The organism is Mesorhizobium sp. M7A.F.Ca.CA.003.01.2.1 (assembly GCF_003998945.1).
GTDB lineage: Bacteria > Pseudomonadota > Alphaproteobacteria > Rhizobiales > Rhizobiaceae > Mesorhizobium > Mesorhizobium ciceri.
The window spans coordinates 1-2,224 of the sequence record NZ_RZRA01000920.1 but is presented as its reverse complement, the minus strand read 5'-3'; the positions used below and the strand labels follow the sequence as shown (position 1 = coordinate 2,224).

Annotated in this window: 1 protein-coding gene and 1 pseudogene; one reads left to right on the top strand and one right to left on the bottom strand. The window is 62.9% G+C overall.

The window, feature by feature from the left end:
* A pseudogene (locus tag EN969_RS27685) lies at positions 1-424 on the bottom strand (LuxR family transcriptional regulator); the annotation flags it as partial.
* 217 nt (positions 425-641) lie between these two features.
* Between EN969_RS27685 and EN969_RS27680 the strand changes: the two are divergent.
* A complete protein-coding gene (locus EN969_RS27680; protein ID WP_013532536.1) occupies positions 642-2,159 on the top strand; it encodes an alpha/beta hydrolase in 1,518 nt (505 codons plus the stop codon).
* Positions 2,160-2,224 lie beyond the last annotated feature (65 nt).

Below are 2,224 nucleotides of genomic sequence, written 5' to 3'. Positions count from 1 at the left end.
TGAGAAAAGTGACATAGCCAGCGGTCAGCCGGTCGAGATTGAACACGCCGGTGATCTCGTCGAAACTGTCGGAAGGGCCGAAGAATTCGCGATAGTAGGGAGTCCGCTGGAAGTCGCCATTGCGGAGTGCCGACAGCGGCAACAGGAAATCCTGCCTTGTGCTGGCGAACCTCTGGAAGAAGGGATCCTGGCGATACAGTCGTGCATCGTAGTCGCGGTTCCAGCGATCGGGACCGGCATCGTCGATGGTCAGGGATGTGATGTCGCGACGGTAAAAGCCGACATAGGCGCGGTCGGAGCCAAGCAACTCGCTCGCCGCTGCCGTGAAGCGAGCCGACAATTCTTCGGGTGTCACGGCAACGGCCGCAGCGGCGACACCGCCGCTCCAGCGCCCAAACTGATCGAGGGAAAGGTTCGACTGCATTCCAATTCATACTAGGCATGATGCCGAAAAGTGTGAAGCGGTTTTCGGACGGCATCATGCTCCATCTGTTTGATTTAGAGCCGGATTCAGATTTCAGGTCGATCGACCTGAAATCATCCGGCTCTAGCGCAAGCCGTTGCAAGTTCAAATCAGCCATTTCCTTTGACTTCGACCCTCTCGGCCATACCTATGCGGGAGTCGTTGTCGCGGAGCCATCATGCCGGTCAAATTGAAACTGATCTGCCTTATCCTGCCGATGCTCGCCGTCCTGGCGCAGCCCGTCCTGGCTGAAACGGCGGAGCGGCCGGCGCCCTCGGGCGGCGTGCTATCCCTGCTGCCGCCGCCGCAGACCACCAACCATTCGATCACGCTGGCCGGGCGCAAGCTGGATTACCAGGCAAAGGCGGCGACCCTGTCGCTGCTATCGGGCAAGGGCGACGTCACGGCGGAGATCTTCTACGTCGCCTACACACTGGAGCCGCCGGCAAGCGGGGCCAAAGACCAGCAGCGGCCGATCACCTTCGTGTTCAACGGCGGCCCTGGAGCAGCGTCCGCCTATCTGCATATCGGCGCACTCGGTCCACGGATAATCGCGACGGGAGCCGACGGCGAATTCCTGCCGTCACCGCAAAGACTGATCGACAATCCGGACAGCTGGCTCGACATGACCGATCTCGTCTTCGTCGATCCGGTGGGAACAGGCTATAGCCGCGAGGCACCGGGGCAGGACACGCGCGATTTCTGGGGCGTAAACCAGGATGCCAGCTCGATAGGCGCCTTCATCCGGCTCTATCTCGCGCAGAACGGCCGCACCGGGTCGCCACTGTTCCTCGCCGGCGAAAGCTATGGCGGGTTCCGCGCAGCGCTGCTCGCCAGGACGTTGCAGGAAGATATCGGCATCAGTCCGAACGGCATCGTGCTGATCTCGCCGGCGCTGGAGTTCACGCTGGTGCAGCCCGACGAATTCGAGCCGCTGCATTGGGCGCTCGAACTGCCTTCACTGGCTGCGGTGCGCCTGCGCGCCGAAGGCGTCAGCGGCGACGCGTTGCGGGAGAAGCTGGCAGACGTCGAACATTATGCGATGGGCGATTACCTCACGGCAATCACCAGCGGACTGGAGCAAGGCAGGCGGCTGGCCAGCCAACGCGTGGCTGACATCACCGGCCTGCCGCTCGACCTGGTGCAGCGGAACTCCGCCCGCATCCCCACCGGCCTGTTCGCAAGGGAGTTCGCCCGCGCCAGCGGCAAGGTGCTCAGCCCCTATGACGCCACGATCGGCACGGCCGACATCGCGCCCGAGAGCGCCCGCATCGCCGGCCCGGATCCGGTGCTCGACCGCAGCGTGCCGGCGCTGACGTCGGCATTCGTCGGCTATATCAGCGACGAACTGCATTTTCGCACCGATGTCAGCTATCGGCTGCTCAATGGCGAAATCAGCCACAATTGGGATTACGGGACCGGCGCCTCGCGGCAAGGCTATGCCGGGGTGATGGACGATCTGCAGCGCGCACGCTCGCTGAACCCTTCGCTCGGCGTCGTGATCGTTAACGGCTACACCGATCTGGTGACACCTTACCTCGCCTCGCGCTACCTGGTGAGCCAGATCCCGTCGCTCGCCAATGCCAAGCCCATCCGTCTCGATGTCGTCGAGGGCGGGCACATGATGTATTTCAGGTCCGACGGCCGGCGCGCGCTGAAAGAAGCCGCTTCGGAGCTTTATCAGGCGACGCAGTAGGCTTGGCGACAGTGCAGCTCGCCATGGACCCGTGCCCCAATATAAGCACCGGACTGGCGTAGCGC